The organism is Lysobacter sp. Root76, assembly GCF_001428685.1.
Taxonomy (GTDB): Bacteria; Pseudomonadota; Gammaproteobacteria; order Xanthomonadales; family Xanthomonadaceae; genus Lysobacter.
This window is the reverse complement of record NZ_LMIK01000005.1, coordinates 852,908-868,585: the sequence shown is the minus strand read 5'-3', so window position 1 is coordinate 868,585 and position 15,678 is coordinate 852,908. Positions and strand designations below refer to the sequence as shown.

The following is a 15,678-nucleotide window of genomic DNA, read 5'->3' as shown; positions in this document are numbered from 1 at the left end:
GACTCGCTGGCTAAGGCTGGCGAAAGGAATCAGGACGCGAGCCGACGGGTCGCGGCGACGAACTCGTCCAGCTTGGCCCGCGCGGCGCCCGAAGCGAGCGCGGCGCGGGCGCGGACGATGCCGTCGGCGATGCTCTCGGCGGCGTTGGCCACGTACAGCGCGGCGCCGGCGTTGAGCGCGACGATCTCGCGCGGCAGGCCGTCGCGGTTCTCCAGCGCCTGCAGCACCATCGCCTTGGACTCGCCCGCATCGGCCACGCGCAGATTGCGGCTGGCGGCCATGGCGATGCCGAAATCCTCCGGGTGCACTTCGTACTCGCGCACCACGCCGTCGCGCAGCTCGCCGACCAGCGAACCGGCGCCCAGCGACAACTCGTCCATGCCGTCGCGGCCCCAGACCACCAGCGCGCGCTGCGCGCCGAGTTCCTGCAGCACGCGCACCTGGATGCCGACCAGGTCGGGGTGGAACACGCCCATCAGGATGCTGGGCGCGCCGGCCGGATTGGTCAGCGGCCCGAGGATGTTGAACAAGGTGCGCACGCCCATCTCGCGGCGCACCGGCGCGACCACCTTCATCGCCGGGTGGTGCACCGGCGCGAACATGAAGCCGATGCCGGTGTCGTCGATGCATTGCGCGACCTGCTCGGGCTGCAGCTCGATCGCCGCGCCCAGCGCTTCCAGCACGTCGGCGCTGCCCGACTTCGAGGACACGCTGCGGTTGCCGTGCTTGGCGACCTTGGCACCCGCCGCGGCCACCACGAACATGCTGGCGGTGGAAATGTTGAACGTATGGGCGCCGTCGCCGCCGGTACCGACGATGTCGACCAGGCCGCTGCGGTTGGCGACCTCGACCGGGCGCGCGAATTCGCGCAGCACCGTGGCCGCGCCGGCGATCTCGCCGATGGTTTCCTTCTTCACCCGCAGGCCGGTAAGAATGGCCGCGGTCATGGTCGGCGAGACTTCCCCGCGCATGATCATGCGCATCAGATCGACCATCTCGTCGTGGAAGATCTCGCGGTGCTCGATCGTGCGCTGCAGGGCTTCTTGCGGAGTCAGGGGCATGATGCGGTCCGGGTCAGAGCGAGGCGTGCTCGAGGATTTCCTGGCCCATCAGGACGCAGTCGTTGCCGAGGCGGTAGTACTCCAGGCGCATCCGGTACTGGCCCTTGTAGACGTAGCCCCAGACTTCGAGCACGTCGAAGCGCTGCTTGGCGTTGGCCGGATTGACGATGGACGGCAACGGCTTGGCCGGCCCGGACACCCGGGCGCGCTCGTCGTCGTCGGTGTGGAAGGCCAGCAGCTTCTGGGCCTGGATCAGGGCGTCGGCGGCGCAGGCATGGCTGGACGGCTTGGTGGCCGCGGACGCGTGGCCAGCCAGTCCGGCCAGCAGGACGGCGGCGGCGAGGGCTCGGTGGGTACGGGTCATTCAACGCTCCAGGAAGTTCTTGAGCAGGGCGTGGCCGTGCTCGGTCAGGATCGACTCGGGGTGGAACTGCACGCCTTCGACCGGATGCTCGCGGTGGCGCAGGCCCATGATCTCCTCGAAGCTGCCGTCCTCGTTCTCGGTCCAGGCGGTGATCTCCAGGCACTCGGGCAGCGTCTCGCGCGACACCACCAGCGAGTGGTAGCGCGTGGCCTCGTAGCGATCGGGCAATCCGGCGAACACGCCCTGCCCTTCGTGGCGGATGCGCGAGGTCTTGCCGTGCATGATGGTCTTGGCCCGCACCACGTCGCCGCCGTAGGCCTGGCCCAGGCTCTGGTGGCCGAGGCAGACGCCCAGGATCGGCACGCGCGCGCCGAGCTCGCGGATCAGTTCCAGCGACACGCCTGCCTCGTTGGGCGTGCACGGACCGGGCGAGATCACGATCCGCTCCGGCTGCAGCGCCTCGATCTGCGCCACCGACAGGTCGTCGTTGCGGATCACCTTCACCTCCGCCCCCAACGCCTGCAGGTACTGCACGAGGTTGTAGGTGAAGCTGTCGTAGTTGTCGATCATCAGAACGGACATGACGCGTCTCGGATTCGGGGGAGGCCGGGTGGGCAACGGCGGATGCGGGTGCCGGACCACGACCCGTCGCGCGCGCACGCGCCCTGCGGCCATGGGGCCGGGGTCGCCGGCCCGCGATTATCCGGCCGCGGACGGTCCGCGGGAAATAACGATCGGAGAGGTGGGGCGGCGGTCGGCGCGGGGACGCGCGCGCGGCGTTCAGCGGTCGCTGCGCAGCGGACGGCGTGGTGCTGGATCGAAGGCGGATAGATCACGCAGGGTTTCCCGGAAGGACGGCGGAACGCAGACGGAGGCAGCACGCCACCATCGCCAGCCCGGAGCGGCCTTGGACGGGAATTGCGGGTTCGCGCGAACGGTCATGGCCCTACTGTAGCCGCTCCGCCGCCGCGACGCGACGGCGCCCTGCCCTCGCGGCCGGCCGCGTCGAGGCCGAAGCGCGGCCGGGCGGATCAGGCAGGGCGGATCAGGCCGGGCAAGATCAGGCCGGGCCGGGTTCGGCCGGCGTCAGTGCGATCCGCACCTCCAGCCCGGGCGCGTTGTCGCCCAGGCTGACGTGGCCGCCGTGGCGGTGCGCGATCGCGCGCACCAGGCTCATGCCCAAACCGGTGCCGGGCGAGCCGCGGTGCGCCTCCAGGCGCTGGAAACGGTCGAACACCCGCTCGCGGTCGGCGACCGGGATGCCCGGGCCGCGATCGCCGATGCGCAGCACCACCGCGCCGCGCTCGCGGCGCAGGCCCACGCCGACCTCGGTGCCGGCCGGCGCGTACTTGACCGCGTTGTCGAGCAGGTTGACCAGCATCTGGAACAACTGGTCGGCGTCGCCGCGCACCGTCGCCGGCGCTTCGTCGGCGCGCGGCAGTTCGGTGCGCAGGACGATGCCGCGCTCGGCCGCGCTCGGCGTGTACAGCTCGACCGCGTCGCGCGCGAGTTCGGCCAGGTCCAGCACCGGCTCGTCGTGCACCGGCGGCTGCGCCTCGATCCGCGCCAGCCGCAGCAAGGCGCCGAAGGAATGCAGCAGCTGGTCGGTTTCGGCGATCGCCGCGTCCAGTTCGGCGTCGCGACCGGCATCGTCCGGGCGATCGCGCAGTTCTTCGAGACGGTTGCGCAGGCGGGTCAACGGCGTACGCAGGTCGTGGGCGATGTGATCGGTGGCGTGGCGCACGCCGCCCAGCAGTTCGCCGATGCGGTCGAGCATGCCGTTGAAGCGCCGCGCGAGCCGGTCGAAGGCGTCGTCGCTGCCGTCCAGGGCCACGCGCAAGGCCAGCTCGCCGGCGCCGACCCGTTCGGCGGTGTCGTCCAGGTTGCGCAGGCGCCGCGACACCCAGCGCGAGGTCAACCAGCCGACCAGCGCGCCCAGGGTCGTCGCGACCAGCAGCGCCGCCAGGGCGGTGCGCAGCATCAGTGCCAGAAAGCGACCCTGCGAGCGCAGGCGCACGCCGGTCAGCAAAGTGTCGCCGCCGGACAGGCGCTGCAACTGCGCGACCACGCGCAGGCGTTCGTCGCCGTCGCGCTCGACGAATTCGGTCCAGCGCAGCTTGCTCGCGTGCGCGAGCGGACGCCCGCCGTAGCGGCCGGCAAGTACGCGCCCATCGGCCGTCATCAGGGCATAGACCGCGTCGGCGTCGTCCTGCGCGGCGATGCGCTCGCGCAGTTCGGACTGCAGCGCGTCGCGGCCGCCTTCGCGGTACAGCTCGACCAGGCCGGCGGCGTCGGCGCGCACGACCTCGCGCGCGTCCTCGACCAGCAGCGCCGATACCGCGTAATGCACGCCCGCGCCGAGCAGCACGAACGCGAGCAGGAACGAGGCCGTGACGGCCAGCGCCAGGCGCGCGCTGGTCGAGCGCAGGGTCGGGCTCATCCGCCTAACCGGTAGCCCGCGCCGCGCACCGTGTGCAACAGCGGCTTCGGATGGCCCAGGTCGATCTTCTGCCGCAGGCGGCTGATGTGGACGTCGATGACGTTGGTCTGCGGATCGAAGTGATAGTCCCAGACCGCCTCCAGCAGCATGGTCCGGGTGACCACGCGTTCGGCCTGGCGCATCAGGTATTCGAGCAGGCGGAACTCGCGCGGCTGCAGTTCGATGCGCTTGCCGCCGCGGTGCGCCTCGCGGCTGAGCAGGTCGAGTTCGAGATCGGCCACGCGCAGCCGGGTCGGCTCGCTGCCGCCGGCGCTGCCGCGGCGCAGGATGCTGTCCAGGCGCGCGCTGAGTTCGGCGTAGGCGAAGGGCTTGACCAGATAATCGTCGGCGCCGGCACGCAGGCCTTCGACCCGGTGATCGACCTCGCCCAGCGCGGTCAGCAGCAGCACCGGCGTGCGATTGCCGGCGCCGCGCAGGGTCTGCAGCAGGATCAGGCCGTCCAGTGCGGGCAGCATGCGGTCGAGCACGATCGCGTCGTAGCTCTCGGTGGTGGCCAGGAACAGGCCGTCCTTGCCGTTGTCGGCATGATCGACGGCGTGCCCGTCCTCGCGCAGGCCCTTGGCGATGAAACCCGCTGTGTGGGGATCGTCTTCGATCAACAGGACGCGCATGCCGACTCCCGGTCTCGCAAAAAGAATACCCCGCCGGGAGGAAGCCGGCGGGGCAGCCACCTGGGGTCGAGGTGGGCTTCGGGGACGTAATGGAGAACGGTGGAACGTAGGAGGGAACCGCAGACGCAGGCTTACGCGGTGGATCAGCTCTTCTTGGCTTCCGGCGCGCCGGCCTTGGTGTCGGCCTTGGCCTTGTGGACCTTGTGCTTGACCGTGGCGGTCTTGGCCGGGGCGGCGGCGCCCGGGGCGGGGGCCGGGGCGGCGGCGAAAGCCGAACCGGCGACGGCGGTCAGGGCGAGCGCGAACAGGGCATTGCGGACGTTCATGATGGGGCTCCTGGACACTGTATGGATGGGTTCATTGCCGGTGGGGTCGGGCCCCATCGCAGGTACAGATTGCGCGCCGCGGGCTGGCGGCGAGCTTTCCGGCACATGAACTATCCGTAATGTTCGGCGCGGGCCGTCGCGGCCCGCGCATGCAGGGTTCGGAGCCGCGCCGGCGTCAGTCGGCGAGCAGGAAGACGGTGTAGATCTTGTCCTGGAAGTCGATGTAGCCGGCCTGGAAGGACGGGGCCGCGCCGGCGCGCAGACGGCTGCCGCTGACCACGACGCGCTCCAGGTTGCCGCTGCCGGCGGCATAGCCGTAGGTGTTCCAGTCGTAAGCCGTCGGCCACGAGCCTTCCTGCACGCCGTACTGAAACTGCGGCGCAACATCGGACACGCTGTAGACGCCGCCGAGCTTCGCGCCGTACGCGCGGGCGATGACCTCGGCTTTTTCGCGCGAGGACTCGATACTCTTCTGACGCAGCTGACGGCGCAGTTCGGCTTCGCTGGCCAGTTCGGCGGTGACGCCGGAGATCGACAACTCCTTGGACGTCCGTACCGTCGCCAGGAACCGCTCCAGCGCTTGCTTCTGACCGAAGCGCGCGGTGAGCGTGCGGCGCACGCCGGTGCCGAGAAACACCTGTTCGCGCGATTCGCTGTCGTAACGCTGGCGGGCATCGATCTGCAGCGAAGTGGCGACGATCTCATGCTCGGCCACGCCGACGGCCTTGAGCTTGCCGATGACGTCCTGCACCTGGGTTTCGACACGTTCGCGCGCCGCCGCCGGATCGGCATCGACCGCGTCGAACTGCATCGCGATCTTGTACCGGTCCGGCACCGCCCGCGCCTGCGCGTCGCCGTAGACCAGGATGTGCCGTGTCGGCGGCAGGGCGTTGACCTGCGCCTGCGCGACGTTGGATAGCAAAGCCAGCCCGAGCAGGCCGAGGGTACGGAACAGCATGTCGCCTCCTTGATGACGATCGTCGTGTCGATGCGAGTTCGCGGGCCCGTCGCGGGCCGCGCCTACTCATCGCAACGGGCGTGGCGGCGGCATGGGGTTATCGAACATCGCCCGAGGCAGGCGCAAGCCGCTTTGGGGTAGGAGCGACGTGAGTCGCGACCACGACAGTCGACGTACCGCGCCAGCCCGGAATCGCATCGCAAACGCATGCTGCGGTCGCGGCTCACGCCGCTCCTACCCCACGGCGAACCGCCGGCGCCGCGGCATGTGTAGGAGCGACGTAAGTCGCGACCACGGCAATCGGCGTACCGCGCCGGCCCGGAATCGCATCGCGAACACATGCTGCGGGGTCGCGGCTTACGCCGCTCCTACCCCACGGCGAACAGCCGGCGCCGCGGCACGGCGGCGCCGGAGCGACGCGATTACAAGCCGCGCGCCGCCTGGGCCACGGCGCGGAACAACGCGCGGCCCTTGTTCATCGTCTCTTCCCATTCCTTCTGCGGATCGGAGTCGTAGACGATGCCGGCACCGGCCTGGATGGTCAGGCGGCCGTCCTGGATCACCGCGGTACGGATCGCGATGGCGGTATCGGCGTCGCCGTGCCAGCCGATGTAGCCGACCGCGCCGGAGTAGACGTTGCGCTTGATCGGTTCGAGCTCGCGGATGACTTCCAGCGCGCGGATCTTGGGCGCGCCGCTGACCGTGCCGGCCGGGAAGGTCGCGCGCAGCACTTCGGCGTAGCTCAAGCCCGGCTTGAGACGGCCGGTCACCTCGCTGACGATGTGCATCACGTGGCTATAGCGTTCGATCACGAACTGCTCGCCGACCTGCACCGTGCCCGGCTCGGCGACCCGGCCGACATCGTTGCGGCCCAGGTCGATCAGCATCAGGTGCTCGGCGCGCTCCTTGGGATCGGCCAGCAGTTCGGCCTCGAGCGCGTTGTCCTCTTCGACGGTCTTGCCGCGCGGGCGGGTGCCGGCGATCGGGCGCACCGTGATCTCGCCGTCCTGCAGGCGCACCAGGATTTCCGGCGACGAACCCACGACCTGGGTCTCGCCGACGTCGAGGAAGTACATGTACGGCGACGGATTGAGCGCGCGCAGGGCGCGGTACACGTCGACCGGGCGCGCCTTGAACGGCACGCTCAGGCGCTGCGACAGCACCACCTGGAAGATGTCGCCGGCGCGGATCAGCTCCTTGGATTTCTCGACCGCGGCGATGAAGCCCTCGCGGGTGAAACCCGAGACGAAGTCATCTTCTTCCAGCCCGACCGAGTCCAGGGTTTCCGGATAGCCGGCGCCGGCGTGACGCAGGCGGTGGGTGAGCTGATCGAGGCGGCGGTTGGCGCGCGCGTAGGCCTGCGGCTCGCTGGGATCGGCGTGCACGATCAGGTACAGCCGGCCCTTGAGGTTGTCGAACACCGCGACTTCCTCGCTCTGCATCAGCAGGATGTCGGGCGTGCCGAGTTCGTCGGGCTTGGAGCTGCCGTCGGCCTGCGGACCGGCCAGGCGCGGCTCGATGTACTGGATGCATTCGAAACCGAACCAGCCGACCAGGCCGCCGGTGTAGCCCGGCAGGCCTTCGATGCGCGGCACCGAATGCGCGGCGCGCAGGCGTTCGACTTCGGCGAACGGATCCTCGACGGTGCGGGTTTCGATCAGCTCGCCCAGTTCGGTCACGAACAGGGTGTGGCCGGCGAAGGCGTACACGCGCTTGGCCGGCAGGCCGATGATCGAATAGCGGCCGAAGCGTTCGCCGCCCTCGACCGATTCGAACAGGTAGGTGTGCGGGCCGTCGGCGAGCTTGAGGTAGACCGACAGCGGCGTGTCGAGGTCGGACAGGACCTCGCGCACGACGGGGATGCGGGTGTAGCCGTTAGCGGCCTGTTGCTGGAAGAGTTCGGGCGAAATCACGCGGCGGTTCCTTCATGGGCGAGTGGGCAGGAGCGACGATGGCCGACGGCCACCATCGCCAACCCACGTCGGCGCAAAAGGAATGCGGGTTCGCCCAGGCTTTCATGGCCGACACTCTAACGGCTTCGCCGGGCCGGCGCGACGGGGCCCGGCCGCTCAGGCGGACCGGAGCTGCGCCGCGACCGAGGCCGCGAGCAGCGGACAGCCCTCGGGCAGGTGCATGCGCACGCGCGCGGGCACGCAATCGATGCGGAAATGGCGCGAACTCACCGGCTCGCCGTCCAGGTTGAGGGTGAGTTCCGACTCGGCATCGATCTCGACGCTGCGCAGCCGCGCGCGCACCGCGACCCGCTCCAGCGCGGCGTGCTGGCCCTGGGTCAGCAAGGTCCTGACGGTGGCGCCGACCTCGCCGGAGAGCTCGGGCACCACGCTCAGATCGAGCAGGCCGTCGTCGATCAGCGCGTCCGGACACAGGGCCTGGCCGCCGCCGGCCTGGCGGCCGTTGCCTATGCCCAGGGCGATGAAGTCGCCTCGCCAATCGAAGCCTTCGCCGCTCAGATGCGCGCGGATCGGGTCGATGCGGCCGAGCTTGGAGATGCCGGTGATCAGATAGGCCAGGCCGCCGAGCATCTTCTTGAGGCCTTCGTCGGTTTCCACCGTGACCTGGGTGCCGAAGCCGCCGCTGGCGAGGTTGGCGGCCCAGTGCAGGCCGTCGGCGGCCTGCAGGCGCAGCAGATCGATCGGCTGTGCCCGGCGCGAGCGGATCAGCCGCAAGGCCTCGCAAGCGTTGTCGGGCAGGCCGGCGGCGGTGGCGAAGTCGTTGGCGGTGCCCAGCGGCACCAGCCCCAGCGAGGGCAGCGCGTCGGCGTTTTCGTCGCGGTGCGCCAGCGTCGTGGCGACCTCGCTGAGGGTGCCGTCGCCGCCGGCCGCGACGATGGTATCGGCGCCGTCGGCGATCGCCTCGGCGACGTAGCGTTCGGCGTCGCCGCTTTCCCAGGTCACGCGCACGTCGAGGGCGACGCCATCGGCACGGATCGCGGCGACGGCCTCGCGCAGGGCATCGTCGCCGGCGGATTTGCCGTTGAGGATCAGACGCCAATGCGGCATCGGCATCAGGCGGGTTCTCGCGCGGAAGGATCGGCGAGGCTAGCAGCGCGGCGCTAAGTCTCAGTGAACGCTGCAGGCCACGGTCGCACTGCTGTCATCGTCGCGTCATCGCCGGCCCGGAGTATCGAAGGCCATATCAGGGACGACGGGCGGAGGCTGGATTGCCTCCAATATTTCGGACGGGTGCCGCGGCGCCCGTCCAGGACGCCGGGCAGGACGCCTGGCGTGGCTAAAAAGCGGGAATCAGCGGAGGACGGCGTCGGACAGGACGACGCCGTCCTCGTCGGCGCACAGCCAGTCGCCCGGCCGCACCACCACACCGCCGATTTCCACCGCCACGTCGCGCACGCCGCGGTCGTGCTTGTCGGTCTTGCGCGGGCAGGTGCCCAGCGCCTTCACACCCAGCTCCAGGGTGCCGATCGCGGCGCTGTCGCGGATCGCGCCGATCACGACCACCCCGGCCCAGCCGTTCTCCACCGCCTTGGCCGCGAGCAGGTCGCCGAGCATCGCCCGCCGCATCGAGCCGCCGCCGTCGATCACCAGCACCCGGCCCTGGCCGGGCTCGGCCACCGCCTCGCGCACGCGCGAGTTGTCCTCGTGCGCCTGCACCGTGCTGACCAGGCCGTCGAACGCGAGGCGTCCGCCGTAGTCGCGCAGCGGCAGGTCGATCACGCGCACGCGATCGCCGTGCAGGTCGCACAGGTCGCAGGTGTTCATCCGCGCGCGCCCTGCACCGCGGCTTTCATGCGCTCGACCACGTCCGCGTAGGCCTGCTGGTTCGCGCCCGGAGCGTTGAAGATCGCCGAGCCGGCGACGAAGGTGTCGGCGCCGGCCGCGGCGATCTCGGCGATGTTGTCGGCCTTGACCCCACCGTCGATCTCCAGCCGGATCGGCTTGCCGCTGCGGTCGATGCGCTCGCGCACGCGGCGCAGTTTGTCCAGCGCCGAGGGAATGAAGCTCTGGCCGCCGAAACCGGGGTTGACCGACATCAGCAGCACCAGGTCGAGGTCTTCGAGCACCCAGTCCAGCACCTCGATCGGGGTGGCCGGGTTCAGCACCAGGCCGGCCTGGCAGCCGTGCGACTTGATCAGCTGGACCGTGCGGTGCACGTGCGCGCTGGCTTCGGGATGGAAGCTGATGATGCTGGCGCCGGCCTTGGCGAAGTCGGGGACGATGCGGTCGACCGGCTCGACCATCAGGTGCACGTCGATCGGCGCGGTCACGCCGTGCTTGCGCAGCGCCTCGCAGACCAGCGGGCCGATGGTCAGGTTGGGCACGTAATGGTTGTCCATCACGTCGAAGTGGACCCAGTCGGCGCCGGCCGCGAGCACGGCGTCGACCTCCTCGCCGAGCTTGGCGAAGTTCGCCGAGAGGATGGACGGGGCGATCACGGTGGGCTGCATGGGCGGGGCTCGGGCGGACAGGCGGCCATTGTCGCCCCGCTGCCCCCCCGGGCCAAGGAGCAGGAACCCGTGGCCGGGAATTTGGAACCAGTAACAGCGGAACCCGCCTCCAGTCCCTAATTCCTGGCCACTATTTCCTAGCTCTAAGGGTCTTGATGCGGTCGTAGGCGCCGTTGATGTCGCGCGCCTTGCCCTCGGCCTGCTGGCGCAGCTCCGGCGCAGCGCCGTTGAGGCGGTCGGGGTGGTACTGCGAGATCAGCCGGCGGTAGGCCTGGTCGACCTCGGCGTCGCTGGCGTCGGCGGTCAGGCCGAGCACCGCGTAGGGGTTGTCGCGGCTCAGCCGGAACCAGTCGCTATCGAAGGCGTGGCCGATCAGCAGCCCGATCAGCGCCCCCAGGAACGGGTTGGCGCGCATCAGCGCCGCACCGGCGAAAAAGCCCAGCAACTTGCCGTACCAGCGTTTCGTCGCCATCGCCGCCGCAACCGCCTGCCCAGAACCGGCCGCCAGTCTACCTGCACGCGACGCCCGGCCGGCGTACACTGCCCGGCCCCGTCGCGACCGCGCGCGCGGCACGGCGACGGGGATTCCGCCCGCCGCCATGGGGACTACACGTTGTCGAACACTCTGCGATCCGCCCTTTCCGAATCCAACCTGCCCGGCCTGCCGTTGCGTCATCGCGGCAAGGTCCGCGACGTATTCGACCTGCCGCTCGAGCGCCTGCCGCCGGGCACGCCGGCCGGCGACTATCTGCTGATCGTCGCCACCGACCGCCTCAGCGCCTTCGATGTGGTCCTGCCCGACCCGATTCCGGGCAAGGGCGAGATGCTGTGCCAGATCAGCAACTTCTGGTTCGGCAAGACCTCCCACATCGTCGCCAACCACCTCACCGGCATCGACGTCGCCGCGGTCCTGCCCGGGGGCACCGACCCGGCGCCGTACGCCAAGCGCGCGGTGGTGACCAAACGCCTGAAACCGGTGGCGATCGAGTGCATCGCGCGCGGCTACGTGATCGGCAGCGGCTGGAAGGACTACCAGCGCACCGGCCGGATCAGCGGCATCGCCCTGCCCGACGGCCTGCGCCAGGCGGAAAAACTCGCCGAGCCGATCTTCACGCCTTCGACCAAGGCCGCGGTCGGCGACCACGACGAGAACATCGATTTCGACACCGCGGTGCGCACCGTCGGCGCCGAACTGGCCGAAGCCGTGCGCGACGCCACCCTGCGCCTGTACCGCTACGCCGCCGACTATGCGGCGCAGCGCGGCATCCTGCTGGCCGACACCAAATTCGAGTTCGGCACCGACGCCGACGGCCGCCTGTACGTGATGGACGAGATGCTCACGCCCGACTCCTCGCGCTATTGGCCCGCCGACGAGTACCAGGTCGGCACCAGCCCGCCCAGCTACGACAAGCAGTACGTGCGCGACTATCTGGAAGCGCTGGGCTGGGACAAGACCCCGCCGGGCCCGCCGCTGCCCGGCGACGTGATCGAACGCACCCGCGCCAAGTACGCCGAGGCGCTGCAGAAGCTGGCGGGGATTTCGGTCGACTGAGGTCGGCCGGGTGACGCTGACCGCGATGCTGGCCGCGATGCGGCGCAGGATGCGGCGAGCCCTGGGCGAACCGCATCGCCTCGAACGCAGATGCGGCGATGCGGTTGTCAACGCACACAGCAACGTCCGCGGGATGCGGTGAGCCGAACCGCATCGAACCCGACGCCGGTGCGGTTATCACCGCACCCTACGACTGCCCCCGTAGGATGCGGTGAGCCGCAGGCGACGCATCGTCGCGTACGGCCGCACCCGACGCCGGTGCGGTCGTCACCGCACCCTACTCCGCGCACCGCACTGCCATCGGAGCCACCGTCATGCCCATGGGCCTGCTCTACCTCGCCGTCGCGATCCTGGCCGAAGTGGTGGCGACCAGCGCGCTCAAGGCCTCCGAGGGCTTCACCCGGCTCGGCCCTTCGCTGATCGTCGCGACCGGTTATGCGATCGCGTTCTACTTCCTGTCGCTGGTGCTCAAGACCGTCCCGGTGGGCGTGGCCTATGCGATCTGGTCCGGGGTCGGCGTGGTCCTGATCGCCCTGATCGGCTGGCTGGTGCTGAAACAGCCGCTGGATCTGGCCGGAATGATCGGAATCGCCCTGATCGTGGCCGGGGTGACGGTAATCCAGCTATTCTCCCGTACTGGGGCGCATTGAACCGCCCCGTCCGCCGCCGCGCGCACGCCTGACCAGCCGGGAGCCCGTCATGAGCACTGTCGCCGAGTCTTCGCAACACCCGACGCAACGTCCGATCGACCGCTATTTCGCCAACTATTCCGGCGATCACCAGAACCACGCCAATCAGCTGATCCATGTGATCTGCGTGCCGGCGATCGCCTGGAGCGTGATCGCCCTGCTGTGGTGCATCCCCTCGCCGGGCACCTGGTTCCGCGCCGGCTTCTGGGCCGGCCTGGCGATGTTCGCGGCCTGGATGTTCTATTACCGCGCCTCGCGCCGGCTCGGCCTGGGCATGCTGGTCCTGTTCGTGCTGTCCGGCTGGCTGACCCAATGGCTGTACCTGCGCCTGGGGCCGACGCAGTTGCTCTACCTGGGCATCGGCGTGTTCGTGATCGCCTGGATCGGCCAGTTCGTCGGCCACAGCAAGCTGTTCGAAGGCAAGCGCCCGAGCTTCTTCACCGACCTGCGCTACCTGCTGATCGGTCCGGCCTGGGTGCTGGCCAAGCTCTACCGCAAGCTCGGCTGGTCGTACTGAGGCGAGCGCGTCTCAGGCGTCCAGCGCGGCGCCGCCGTCCACGCGCAGCTCGTGCACCGTGATGCGGCGTGCGCGGCCGGACGGCAGGGGCGCGAGTTGCGGCTTTCGCTCGGCAACCTGTTCCGACCCGCCCGTCACCGGCTAACGGAAATCCTCGTTCCACGATTGCGGACCGCGGCCGGCGCAGGATCGGCGACACTGGGCCGATGCTGCCCGTCCGCGACATCGTCCTGCTCCTGCTGATCGTCCTGGCCTGGGCCGGCAACTTCCTGACCTCGGCCTTCGCGCTGCGCGAAATTCCGCCGTTCCTGTTCACCGGCCTGCGCTTCGCGGCCCTGGCGCTGCCGCTGATGTTCTTCGTCAAGCGGCCCGCGCCCGGGCAATGGCCGCGTCTGATCGCGGTCTGCCTGTGCATCGGCGTGCTGCATTTCGGCCTGAGCTTTACCGCGCTCAAGCTCGCCGGCGACCTGTCCTCGCCGGCCATCGTGATGCAGAGCTATGTGCCGATGACCGCGCTGCTGGCCTGGCTGATCCTGGGCGAGCGCTTCGCCTGGCGCACCGGCGTCGCGATCGCGGTGAGTTTCGCCGGCGTGCTGGTGCTGGGCTTCGATCCGCTGGTGCTGGACAAGCCGATGTCGCTGGTGCTGATGCTGATCTCGGCCGCATTCCTCGCCGCAGGCACGGTGCTGATGAAAGGCCTGCGCGGGCTCGACGCCTACAGCCAGCAAGGTTGGACCGCGCTGTTCAGCGTGCTGCCGCTGCTGGCGATCAGCGCGACGCTCGAACCCGGCGGGATCGCCGCACTGGGTTCGGTCAGCTGGGTCGGCTGGTTCGGCGTGGTCTACGCCGCGTTCGTGTCCTCGCTGCTCGGCCACGGCCTGTACTACGTGCTGGTGCAGCGCCATCCGGTCGCGCAGGTCACGCCGTGGCTGCTGCTGGTGCCGGTGTTCGCGATCGGCCTGGGCGTCGCGTTCTGGGGCGACCGGCCCGGCCCGCGCCTGTTGCTGGGCGGCGCTATGGTCCTGGGGGGCGTGCTGATCATCGCCTTGCGCGCGCTGGCCAAGTCGCGCCCGATTCCGGCTTCCGAAACGCCCTGAATGCGGTATCCGCGCACGGCCGCGGCGCGGTTGTGTCCGTTCGCGCGCCGTTGTGCCGTTGATCGTCCTTGTCAGCCGCACCTCCACGCCCACCGACAAGGACGCCCTGCCATGACGATACGGACTTCCACCGCGGCCCTGTCGCTGCTGCTCCTGTCCGCTGCGCTGATCGGCGGCTGCCGCCTCGAGCGCAGCGCGCTGAACGGCATGGGCCAGGTGACGCCGATGCAGTACTGCCCGGGCGATACCGCCACCGCCTCCTACGATCTGCTGCGCGAGGAGACCTGCCCCGCGGACGTCGACTGCGCGATGCATTTCCCGACCATGAACATCACCAGCGCGCCCGAGGTCTTTCCGCCGCGCACGGTGCGCGCCTTCGCCGACAGCTTCACCTTCTCGCCCACCGGCGACAGCGTCGCGGTGACCTTCGACATCGACCGCGACGCGGTGACCATTCCGACTGCGCGCTTCGACGGCAGCACGCGCATCTTCGTCCAGCGCACCAACCTGCGCGACCACACCCACACCATGACCCGCTACACCGGCTCGGACCACGAACTGCTGCACGACGGCATGTGCGCGGGCTCCACGCCGGTCAATGCGCCTGCCGAGATCCCGGGCCCGCCGCAGCTTTCGCCGAGCGTGCGCCTGGTCGAGCTGTGCAACATCAACGGCGTGCCGGTGTCGGTGGAAATGTCGAGCACGTCCGGCAGCTTCAGCGCGACCCTCACGCCCGGCCAATGCCTGGCGCCGGGCGCGGGCGGCGTTCCTGCCGGCATCGACAGCGCGCGCGTGGTCAACGTGCGCTCCCTGATTCCGGACCCGGCCGCGCACTGCAGCGCCCTCGACGGCGCGATACCGCCGGCGGCCCTGCGCACGCGCGTGCGGCTGGCCTGCCGCTGATCCGGCCGCCCGACCCCGCATCCCTCTCCTGCCCCGGACCCATCGCCATGAAACTGCACCTGCGCCTCGCCGCCAGCGTCGGCCTCGCCTGTCTGTTGCCGATCGGCCTGCACGCCGCCACTTCGCCCAGCGCCCTGCTGCAGTCGCTCGACAAGAGTTCCTACAGCGGCCAGGCCACGATCCTGCTCACCCGCTACGCCGCGCCGGAGAAAGGCAAGACCAGCTATCCCGCGCCCGTCTTGGACAGCGCCGAATTGTTGTTCGAACGTCCGGACCGCTTCCGTCTGACTCTGCGCCCGGGCCGCAAGGACGAACTCACGTTCGTCGCCCAGGCCGGGATCGCGCGTTGGCGCGACAAGGCCACCGGCGCGACCGGCAAGGCCCCGACCGCGGACGTCGCCGATTCGCTGTCGCTGATCGCCCTGGGCACCGTCGGCGAACTCAAGCGCTACGCCGACCTGAGCGATCTGCCGGAAGCCAAGCAGTCGCCGCTGCGCGCTGCGCGCCTGGACCCGCGCAGCTTCGGCACCGATGTGGCCCGCGCCACCGCCTATTACAGCAACGACCAGCTCAGCGGCTGCGGCTTCGACATGAGCGACGGCAGCCGCGTGTTCGTGGCGATTCTGACGTACAAGCCCAACGTGCAGACCAAACCCGGCGATTTCGAACTCTGAGCG

The 15,678-nt window shown here is 69.9% G+C and carries 19 protein-coding genes; 6 read left to right on the top strand and 13 right to left on the bottom strand.

The window, feature by feature from the left end:
* Nucleotides 1-29 precede the first annotated feature (29 nt).
* The 12 genes from trpD to ASE10_RS11205 all read right to left on the bottom strand — a co-directional run bounded on the left by trpD (nt 30) and on the right by ASE10_RS11205 (nt 10,715).
* Nucleotides 30-1,061, bottom strand: coding sequence for an anthranilate phosphoribosyltransferase (gene trpD, locus ASE10_RS11260; protein WP_055908919.1), 1,032 nt, complete (start codon nt 1,059-1,061; stop codon nt 30-32).
* 13 nt (nt 1,062-1,074) lie between these two features.
* Complete coding sequence (locus tag ASE10_RS11255; protein WP_055908922.1) at nt 1,075-1,425, bottom strand: hypothetical protein; 351 nt, start codon at nt 1,423-1,425, stop codon at nt 1,075-1,077.
* Nucleotides 1,426-2,007, bottom strand: coding sequence for an aminodeoxychorismate/anthranilate synthase component II (locus ASE10_RS11250; RefSeq protein WP_055908925.1), 582 nt, complete (start codon nt 2,005-2,007; stop codon nt 1,426-1,428). It abuts the gene before it with no gap.
* Nucleotides 2,008-2,485: 478 nt separating this feature from the next.
* Nucleotides 2,486-3,865, bottom strand: coding sequence for an ATP-binding protein (locus ASE10_RS11245; RefSeq protein WP_055908928.1), 1,380 nt, complete (start codon nt 3,863-3,865; stop codon nt 2,486-2,488).
* On the bottom strand, nt 3,862-4,536 hold the full coding sequence (locus ASE10_RS11240; RefSeq protein ID WP_055908931.1) for a response regulator transcription factor: 675 nt from the start codon (nt 4,534-4,536) through the stop codon (nt 3,862-3,864). Before ASE10_RS11240 ends, ASE10_RS11245 begins: the two co-directional genes overlap by 4 nt.
* A 143-nt stretch (nt 4,537-4,679) precedes the next feature.
* Nucleotides 4,680-4,862 (bottom strand): hypothetical protein, encoded by a 183-nt coding sequence (locus tag ASE10_RS11235; protein ID WP_055908934.1) that lies wholly within the window; start codon nt 4,860-4,862, stop codon nt 4,680-4,682.
* Nucleotides 4,863-5,037: 175 nt separating this feature from the next.
* Nucleotides 5,038-5,820: an SIMPL domain-containing protein gene (locus ASE10_RS11230; protein ID WP_055908937.1), complete on the bottom strand. Its 783-nt coding sequence runs from the start codon at nt 5,818-5,820 to the stop codon at nt 5,038-5,040.
* A 422-nt stretch (nt 5,821-6,242) separates the two neighbouring features.
* Nucleotides 6,243-7,733 (bottom strand): anthranilate synthase component I, encoded by a 1,491-nt coding sequence (trpE, locus tag ASE10_RS11225; protein ID WP_055908940.1) that lies wholly within the window; start codon nt 7,731-7,733, stop codon nt 6,243-6,245.
* A 156-nt stretch (nt 7,734-7,889) separates the two neighbouring features.
* Nucleotides 7,890-8,846, bottom strand: coding sequence for a lipid kinase YegS (gene yegS, locus ASE10_RS11220; RefSeq protein WP_055908943.1), 957 nt, complete (start codon nt 8,844-8,846; stop codon nt 7,890-7,892).
* A 237-nt stretch (nt 8,847-9,083) separates the two neighbouring features.
* A complete protein-coding gene (rraA, locus tag ASE10_RS11215) occupies nt 9,084-9,557 on the bottom strand; it encodes a ribonuclease E activity regulator RraA (RefSeq protein WP_055908946.1) in 474 nt (157 codons plus the stop codon).
* Complete coding sequence (gene rpe / locus ASE10_RS11210) at nt 9,554-10,243, bottom strand: ribulose-phosphate 3-epimerase (protein ID WP_055908949.1); 690 nt, start codon at nt 10,241-10,243, stop codon at nt 9,554-9,556. The genes rraA and rpe overlap by 4 nt, the downstream gene beginning before the upstream one ends.
* 130 nt (nt 10,244-10,373) lie before the next feature.
* On the bottom strand, nt 10,374-10,715 hold the full coding sequence (locus tag ASE10_RS11205; RefSeq protein ID WP_055908952.1) for a DnaJ domain-containing protein: 342 nt from the start codon (nt 10,713-10,715) through the stop codon (nt 10,374-10,376).
* A gap of 153 nt (nt 10,716-10,868) precedes the next feature.
* Between ASE10_RS11205 and ASE10_RS11200 the strand changes: the two genes are divergently transcribed.
* From ASE10_RS11200 to ASE10_RS11190, 3 genes are all read left to right on the top strand, one after another.
* Nucleotides 10,869-11,795 carry a phosphoribosylaminoimidazolesuccinocarboxamide synthase gene (locus ASE10_RS11200; RefSeq protein ID WP_055909398.1) on the top strand — a complete coding sequence of 309 codons (927 nt, stop codon included), beginning with the start codon at nt 10,869-10,871 and terminating at the stop codon, nt 11,793-11,795.
* A 320-nt stretch (nt 11,796-12,115) separates the two neighbouring features.
* A complete protein-coding gene (locus ASE10_RS11195) occupies nt 12,116-12,445 on the top strand; it encodes a multidrug efflux SMR transporter (protein WP_055908955.1) in 330 nt (109 codons plus the stop codon).
* A gap of 49 nt (nt 12,446-12,494) precedes the next feature.
* Nucleotides 12,495-13,001, top strand: a complete 507-nt coding sequence (locus ASE10_RS11190; RefSeq protein WP_055908958.1) for an Mpo1-like protein — start codon at nt 12,495-12,497, stop codon at nt 12,999-13,001.
* Nucleotides 13,002-13,013: 12 nt separating this feature from the next.
* Here the strand turns inward: ASE10_RS11190 and ASE10_RS21300 are convergent, their stop codons facing one another.
* Nucleotides 13,014-13,139, bottom strand: coding sequence for a hypothetical protein (locus ASE10_RS21300; protein WP_255355374.1), 126 nt, complete (start codon nt 13,137-13,139; stop codon nt 13,014-13,016).
* 68 nt (nt 13,140-13,207) lie between these two features.
* On the opposite strand from ASE10_RS21300, the gene ASE10_RS11185 reads away from it, so the two are divergent.
* The 3 genes from ASE10_RS11185 to ASE10_RS11175 all read left to right on the top strand — a co-directional run bounded on the left by ASE10_RS11185 (nt 13,208) and on the right by ASE10_RS11175 (nt 15,675).
* On the top strand, nt 13,208-14,098 hold the full coding sequence (locus ASE10_RS11185) for an EamA family transporter (protein ID WP_055908960.1): 891 nt from the start codon (nt 13,208-13,210) through the stop codon (nt 14,096-14,098).
* Nucleotides 14,099-14,209: 111 nt separating this feature from the next.
* Nucleotides 14,210-15,001: a hypothetical protein gene (locus ASE10_RS11180; protein WP_055908962.1), complete on the top strand. Its 792-nt coding sequence runs from the start codon at nt 14,210-14,212 to the stop codon at nt 14,999-15,001.
* Nucleotides 15,002-15,048: 47 nt separating this feature from the next.
* Complete coding sequence (locus ASE10_RS11175; protein WP_055908965.1) at nt 15,049-15,675, top strand: hypothetical protein; 627 nt, start codon at nt 15,049-15,051, stop codon at nt 15,673-15,675.
* The last annotated feature ends 3 nt before the right edge of the window (nt 15,676-15,678 follow it).

What these genes read in the sequence shown, in the direction of transcription:
- trpD (WP_055908919.1), bottom strand. Translation starts at nt 1,061, where the DNA reads ATGCCCCTGACTCCGCAAGAAGCCCTGCAGCGCACGATCGAGCACCGC.
- ASE10_RS11255 (WP_055908922.1), bottom strand. Translation starts at nt 1,425, where the DNA reads ATGACCCGTACCCACCGAGCCCTCGCCGCCGCCGTCCTGCTGGCCGGA.
- ASE10_RS11250 (WP_055908925.1), bottom strand. Translation starts at nt 2,007, where the DNA reads ATGTCCGTTCTGATGATCGACAACTACGACAGCTTCACCTACAACCTC.
- ASE10_RS11245 (WP_055908928.1), bottom strand. Translation starts at nt 3,865, where the DNA reads ATGAGCCCGACCCTGCGCTCGACCAGCGCGCGCCTGGCGCTGGCCGTC.
- ASE10_RS11240 (WP_055908931.1), bottom strand. Translation starts at nt 4,536, where the DNA reads ATGCGCGTCCTGTTGATCGAAGACGATCCCCACACAGCGGGTTTCATC.
- ASE10_RS11235 (WP_055908934.1), bottom strand. Translation starts at nt 4,862, where the DNA reads ATGAACGTCCGCAATGCCCTGTTCGCGCTCGCCCTGACCGCCGTCGCC.
- ASE10_RS11230 (WP_055908937.1), bottom strand. Translation starts at nt 5,820, where the DNA reads ATGCTGTTCCGTACCCTCGGCCTGCTCGGGCTGGCTTTGCTATCCAAC.
- yegS (WP_055908943.1), bottom strand. Translation starts at nt 8,846, where the DNA reads ATGCCGATGCCGCATTGGCGTCTGATCCTCAACGGCAAATCCGCCGGC.
- rraA (WP_055908946.1), bottom strand. Translation starts at nt 9,557, where the DNA reads ATGAACACCTGCGACCTGTGCGACCTGCACGGCGATCGCGTGCGCGTG.
- rpe (WP_055908949.1), bottom strand. Translation starts at nt 10,243, where the DNA reads ATGCAGCCCACCGTGATCGCCCCGTCCATCCTCTCGGCGAACTTCGCC.
- ASE10_RS11205 (WP_055908952.1), bottom strand. Translation starts at nt 10,715, where the DNA reads ATGGCGACGAAACGCTGGTACGGCAAGTTGCTGGGCTTTTTCGCCGGT.
- ASE10_RS11195 (WP_055908955.1), top strand. Translation starts at nt 12,116, where the DNA reads ATGGGCCTGCTCTACCTCGCCGTCGCGATCCTGGCCGAAGTGGTGGCG.
- ASE10_RS11190 (WP_055908958.1), top strand. Translation starts at nt 12,495, where the DNA reads ATGAGCACTGTCGCCGAGTCTTCGCAACACCCGACGCAACGTCCGATC.
- ASE10_RS11185 (WP_055908960.1), top strand. Translation starts at nt 13,208, where the DNA reads ATGCTGCCCGTCCGCGACATCGTCCTGCTCCTGCTGATCGTCCTGGCC.
- ASE10_RS11180 (WP_055908962.1), top strand. Translation starts at nt 14,210, where the DNA reads ATGACGATACGGACTTCCACCGCGGCCCTGTCGCTGCTGCTCCTGTCC.
- ASE10_RS11175 (WP_055908965.1), top strand. Translation starts at nt 15,049, where the DNA reads ATGAAACTGCACCTGCGCCTCGCCGCCAGCGTCGGCCTCGCCTGTCTG.